The organism is Achromobacter sp. K91, assembly GCF_003576205.1.
GTDB lineage: Bacteria > Pseudomonadota > Gammaproteobacteria > Burkholderiales > Burkholderiaceae_B > Achromobacter > Achromobacter aegrifaciens.
The window spans coordinates 1-6,193 of the sequence record NZ_QWFB01000081.1 but is presented as its reverse complement, the minus strand read 5'-3'; the positions used below and the strand labels follow the sequence as shown (position 1 = coordinate 6,193).

3 protein-coding genes are annotated in these 6,193 nt (G+C 66.9%); 2 read left to right on the top strand and 1 reads right to left on the bottom strand.

Features of this window, described 5'->3' with window-relative positions; all coding sequences use genetic code 11:
• Positions 1-240: 240 nt before the first annotated feature.
• Complete coding sequence (hrpA, locus tag DXK93_RS30530) at positions 241-4,170, bottom strand: ATP-dependent RNA helicase HrpA (protein ID WP_119452096.1); 3,930 nt, start codon at positions 4,168-4,170, stop codon at positions 241-243.
• 216 nt (positions 4,171-4,386) lie between these two features.
• On the opposite strand from hrpA, the gene argA reads away from it, so the two are divergent.
• Together argA and DXK93_RS30520 are read left to right on the top strand one after the other, a co-directional pair.
• Entirely contained in the window at positions 4,387-5,745 is a 1,359-nt protein-coding gene (gene argA / locus DXK93_RS30525) for an amino-acid N-acetyltransferase (RefSeq protein ID WP_054451170.1), read from the top strand.
• A 96-nt stretch (positions 5,746-5,841) separates the two neighbouring features.
• On the top strand, positions 5,842-6,114 hold the full coding sequence (locus DXK93_RS30520) for an oxidative damage protection protein (protein WP_054451169.1): 273 nt from the start codon (positions 5,842-5,844) through the stop codon (positions 6,112-6,114).
• Positions 6,115-6,193: the final 79 nt, after the last annotated feature.

Sequence of the window (6,193 nt, the reverse complement as noted above, 5' to 3'; positions counted from 1 at the left end):
CTTCAACATCGCGATGCCCCAAGACGCTCGTAGCCCGTCGGTGCGGGCGGCGTGGCGGCGAGCAACCTCGATGCGCCCGAGGGAATCGGAAGGAACCGCCGCAGGCGGTGACGACGATGACGACGGGGTAGTCCGGAGCGAACGCTCCGGACCGCAATCGTGGGCGCGAGCCGCCACGCCGCCTGCGCCGACGGGCGGCCTACGAAAAAACCACCGCCCGCGAAAAAACCACAAAAGCAATCAACGCTTAAGCGACTCCCAGCTCTTCATCAACCGTTTCACAGAAACCGGCATCGGCGTCCGCAACTCCTGCGCAAACAATGCCACCCGCAGCTCCTCCAGCAGCCACCGGAACTCATCCAGCCGCGGATCCGGCGCCCCTTTCAGCGCCGACCGCGCCCGCTGATACTGCGTCAGCAAAGGCGCCATCTCCGCCACCAGCTTGGCATCCCTGGCCGGATCCGCCCGCAGCTTGTCGATGCGAGCCAGAACCGCCTTCAGATACCGCGGAAAATGCGCAAGCTGCGCATACGGCGTATCGCGGATGAACCATTTGGGCATCAACGCCCCCAGCTGCGCCTGCAAGTCCGCGTAGGCCGCAGCATGCGGCTTGGCCTGCGGCAACTTGCGCTGCACTGCCGCCCATTCCGTCAGCCCCGCCCCCGCCAGCCGCGCCACTTCCTGCGCCAAAAGACCCAGCCGGCCCTTGCCCTCGGCCCGCCGGGCCTCGAACTGCTGCTCGTTGACCGGCCAGGGATCGGCCAGGCAAGCCTGCCCCAGCGCGCAATCGATGATCTGGTCGCGCAGCTCTTCCTGCGTCCCCAGCGTCATGTAGAGCATGCTGATCTTGGTCAGGTCCGCCAGGTTCTTTTCCAGGAACTTCACCTGCTCGCGCAAGCCCAGCCGGAACAGCCTGAGCAAGCCCGCGCGGTGGTGCTTGCGCGCTTCGTCCGGATCGTCGAACACGTCCAGGTCGCAATGCGCGCCGCGGTCCACCAGCGCCGGATAGCCGATCACCGACTGCCCGCGCCGCTTGATCTCCATGATCTCCGGCAAGGGGCCGAAGGACCAGGAGGTCAGGTTCTCGTGCGCCAGCGCCTGGGCCACCTGGGTGTCGCTGGCCGCCAGCTGCTGGAACGTGGCCTGCGCCTGCTTGCCGAACTCGGCGCGCAGTTGCGCCAGGTTGCGTCCGGCCGCCAGCATGCGGCCGTGCTCATCCACCACCCGGAAGTTCATGAACAGGTGGGCCGGCAGGGTCTCCAGCTTGAAGTCCGCCGCGGCTGGGCGGATCTGCACCTGGTCCCACATGTCGGCGATGATGGCATCGACCAACCCCTGCTGCGGGTCGGCCTGGCGCTCGAACCAGCGGTCGTAGAAGCCTGCGGCATAGTCCGGCAGCGGCACGCAGTGGCGGCGCAGCTTCTGCGGCAGCGACTTCAGGAGCAGGTGCACCTTTTCCTTCAGCATCCCGGGCACCAGCCATTCGCAGCGCGCCGGATCGATCTGGTTGAGCGCGAACAGCGGCACCGACAGGGTCACACCGTCACGCGGCGAACCGGGTTCGAAGTGGTAATCCAGCGCCATCGACACGCCCTGCCATTCCACCTTCTTGGGAAAGACATCGGTCGTGACGCCCGCGGCCTCGTGGCGCATCAGTTCGTCGCGCGTCAGCAGCAGCTTGGCGGCGGCAGCCTTGTCCAGCCCCGACACCCACTTTTCCAGCGTCGCCGTCTGCGAAATGTCGGCCGGCAGTTGCCTGTCGTAAAAGGCGTGGATCAGCTCGTCGTCGACCAGGATGTCCGGGCGGCGGGTCTGATGTTCCAGCTTTTCGATGCCTGCGATCAGCTTGCGGTTGTGCGCCACGAACGCCAGCCGCGTGTCGATCTCGCCCGGCACCAATGCCTGACGGATGAACAGCTCGCGCGCCTGGGTCGGATTGACCCGGCCGTACTGGATGCGCCGGCCGGTGTAGATGGTCAGCCCGTAAAGCGTGGCCCGTTCATTGGCCACCACCTGCCCGGCCTTCTTTTCCCAACGCGGATCGGACCAGTTCTTGCGGATCAGGTGCGCGCCGACTTTTTCCAGCCACACCGGATCGATGCGCGCCACGCAACGCGCGTACAGCCGCGTGGTCTCGACCAGTTCGGCCGCCACGATCCAGCGCCCCGCCTTCTTCACCAGCCGCGAACCGGGGTGGATATGGAAGCGGATCTCGCGCGCGCCCTGGTAATGACCGCCTTCGTCGCTCTTGAAGCCGATATTGCCCAACAGGCCCGACAGCAGCGCCATGTGCAGCTGCTCGTAGGTGGCCTCGGTCTGGTTCAGGCGCCAGCCCTGCTCGCCCACCAGCGCGGCCAGCTGCGTGTGCACGTCGTGCCATTCGCGCAGCCGGATCGGCGACAGGAAGTTCTGGCGCAGCAGGGCCACCAGCTTGCGCTGCGAGGCCTTGTGCTGCACCTGCTCGCCGTACCAGCGCCACAGCTTCAGGAAGGAGATGAACTCGGACTTGTCGTCGGCGAACTTGGCGTGCGCGGCTTCAGCCGCCTCGCGTTCCTGCATGGGGCGATCGCGCGCGTCCTGCACCGACAGGGCCGAGGCGATGATCAGCATCTCGGCGAGGCACTGATGTTCGCGCGCGGCCAGGATCATGCGGCCGATGCGCGGGTCCACCGGCAGCTTGGCCAGTTCATGTCCCGTGCGCGTCAGCACGAAGGACGAGCCGGTACGGGAAGCGTCCGTGTCGTCGTCCGAGGCCGACGCCAGTTCGATCGCGCCCAGTTCCTGCAGCAGATGGTAGCCGTCGGCCACCGCGCGCCCGGGCGGCGCCTCGACGAAGGGGAACTGCTCGATGTCGTCCAGCTTCAGGGACTTCATCCGCAGGATGACCGAGGCCAGCGACGAGCGCAGGACTTCCGGGTCCGTGAACGGCGCCCGGTTGTTGAAGTCCAGCTCGTCGTAGAGCCGGATGCAGACGCCCGGCCCGACCCGGCCGCAACGGCCGGCGCGCTGGTTGGCCGAAGCGCGGCTGATCGGCTCGATGCGCAGCTGCTCGACCTTGTTGCGCCAGGAATAGCGCTTGATGCGCGCCAGCCCGCTGTCGACCACGAAGCGGATGCCCGGCACGGTCAGCGAGGTTTCCGCCACGTTGGTGGCCAGCACGATGCGCCGCGCATTGGTGCGCGGATGGAAGATCTGCTCCTGCTCGGCCTGCGACAGGCGCGCGTACAGCGGCAAGACTTCGGTGCCGGCCGGATGGCGCTTGCGCAGCGCCTCGGCGGATTCGCGGATCTCGCGCTCGCCAGGCAGGAACACCAGCACGTCGCCCGGGCCGTGGCGCGCGCACTCGTCCACCGCGTCCACGATGGCGTCGATCAGGTCGCGCTCTTCGTCGCCCGACATCCGTTCGCGGTCCCGGCCGGGCTTGGCCGGGGCGGCCTCGTCTTCCGGGAGCTCCTCGCGCACGGGACGGTAGCGGACCTCGACGGGGTACAGGCGGCCGGACACCTCGATGACGGGCGCGGGCCGGTCCTCGGAAGCGCCGAAGTGCCGGGCGAAGCGCTCGGCGTCGATGGTCGCCGAGGTGATGATGATCTTCAGATCCGGGCGGCGGGGCAGCAGCTGCTTCAGGTAGCCCAGCAGGAAATCGATGTTCAGGCTGCGCTCGTGCGCCTCGTCGATGATGATGGTGTCGTAGCGGCGCAAGAGCGGATCGCGCTGCGATTCGGCCAGCAGGATGCCGTCCGTCATCAGCTTGATGGACGCGTTGGGGCCGGTGCGGTCGTTGAAACGCACCTGGTAGCCCACGACCTCGCCCATGGGGGTGTTCAGCTCTTCGGCGATGCGCTTGGCCACCGACGTCGCGGCCAGGCGGCGCGGCTGGGTGTGGCCGATCATCTTCTGGCGGCCGCGGCCCAGCTCCAGGCAGATCTTGGGCAGCTGGGTGGTCTTGCCCGACCCGGTTTCGCCGCTGACGATCACCACCTGGTGGCTGGCGATGGCGCGCGCGATCTCCTGGCGCCGCGCGCTGACGGGCAGGTCTTCGGGGTAGGTCACCACGGGTATGGGCCGCTCGGGGCGCGGCGCGCGGCGCGCGTTCTGCGCGTCTGCCGCTGCCGCCGGAGCCGCCGCGTCCGCGGCCTTGGGCGCACGCGGGCTGGAGGATTCAGGCATGTACGATTAGTCCGGTTAGCCCGGCATTATAAATTTCCGCGAGCCCGCTGCCGGCGCCGCGGGCGCAAACCGGTAAATCCGGCACCAAATTGGCACTCTTTTCCGGCTGCGCCGGGGCGCGACGGTCATATAATTTCGCCACGCCGTCGTCCGACGGCGCTATGGCGCGGCACGGCGCCGCGTTTTTGCTTACTCTCAGGAATCCTTCCGCCCATCATGCCCGACCTGGAACCAGACACCGTCTCCGCCCTTGAAGCCCCAGAATTCGCACCCGCCCAGTTCGTCCGATGGTTCCGAGAAGTGGCGCCTTATGTGCATGCGTTCCGAGGCAAGACGTTCGTGGTGGCTTTCGGCGGTGAACTGGTGCAGGCCGGCGCGCTGAACGCGCTGGTGCAGGACTTGTCGCTGCTGTCCTCGCTGGGCATCCGCCTGGTGCTGGTGCACGGCTCGCGTCCGCAGGTCAATGAGCAGCTGCGCCTGAAGGGCTTTACCCAGCAATTCGACCGCGGCCTGTCGCCCACCGACGCCGCCGCGCTGGAATGCGCCAAGGAAGCCGCCGGCGAAATCCGCCTGGACATCGAGGCCGCCTTCAGCCAGGGGCTGCCGAACACGCCCATGTCGCACGCCCATATCCGTGTCATCTCCGGCAACTTCGTCACCGCCCGCCCGACCGGCGTGCTGGACGGGGTGGACTACAAGCACACCGGCCAGGTGCGCAAGATCGACATCGACGCGCTCAAGTTCGCCATCGAAAAGGGCTCGTCCGTGGTGCTGTTGTCGCCGCTGGGCTTCTCGCCCACCGGCGACGCGTTCAACCTGGCCATGGAAGACCTGGCCACCAGCGTCGCGGTGGCGCTGCGCGCTGAAAAACTCATCTTCCTGTCCAGCTCGCAGGGCGTGCTGAACGACGACGGCACGCTGGACACTGAACTCGCCCGCGTGGACGCCGACGCCCTGCTGGCCGGCGGTGAACTCGACGAAGAGACCCATGCCTTCCTGCAGTACGCCTCGCTCGCGGTCAAGCGCGGCGTGGCCCGCGCCCACCTGCTGCCGTTCGCGCTGGACGGCAGCGTGCTGCTGGAAATCTTCACCCACGACGGCGTCGGCACCATGGTGGTGGAAGACACGCTGGACGACCTGCGCGCCGCCACGATCGACGACGTCGGCGCCATCCTCAGCCTGATCGAACCGCTGGAAGCCGACGGCACGCTGGTGCCGCGTCCACGCAGCGTGGTCGAGCGCGACGTGGAAAACTTCACCGTGCTGGAGCACGACGGCGTCATCTACGGCTGCGCGGCCCTGCACAGTTTCCCCGAAGAGCAGATGGCCGAAATGGCCTGCCTGATCGTGCATCCGGAATGGCAGGGTTCGGGCGAAGGCGAAATCCTGCTGCGCCACATGGAATCACGCGCGCGCGCCGTCGGCGCCAAGCGCCTGTTCGTACTGACGACGCGCACCTCGCACTGGTTCATGAAGCGCGGTTTCGTGCAGGGCGGCATCGCCGACCTGCCGCGTGAAAAACAGCACAATTACAACCGTTCGCGCAACAGCCTGGTCTTCATCAAGAAGCTGTAACACCCGGGCTACCCGCAGGGTCCGCAGGGGCTTGGCGCCATCAGGTCGCCAAGCCCGTTAAAATGCAGGATTACTCATTTCTTCCGGCAGCGAACCATGGCCCGTATCGTCAACTGTGTAAAACTGAAGCGTGAAGCCGAAGGGCTGGATTTCCCCCCCTACCCCGGCGAACTCGGCACCAAGATCTGGCAGAGCATTTCCAAGGAAGCTTGGGAAGAATGGAAGGCCATCCAGACGCGCCTGGTCAATGAAAACCGCCTGAACCTTGCGGACGCCCGCGCCCGCAAGTACCTGAAGGAACAGATGGAGCGCTTCCTGTTCGAAGACGGCACCGTCGAAGCGCAGGGCTACGTTCCGCCCTCGGCCTGATCCGGCCGCGCCTTTTCCGGCCGCAAGCTGATGGCGGCCCACCCGATGCAGCCCCTCGCCCGCGAGGGGCTGTTCATTT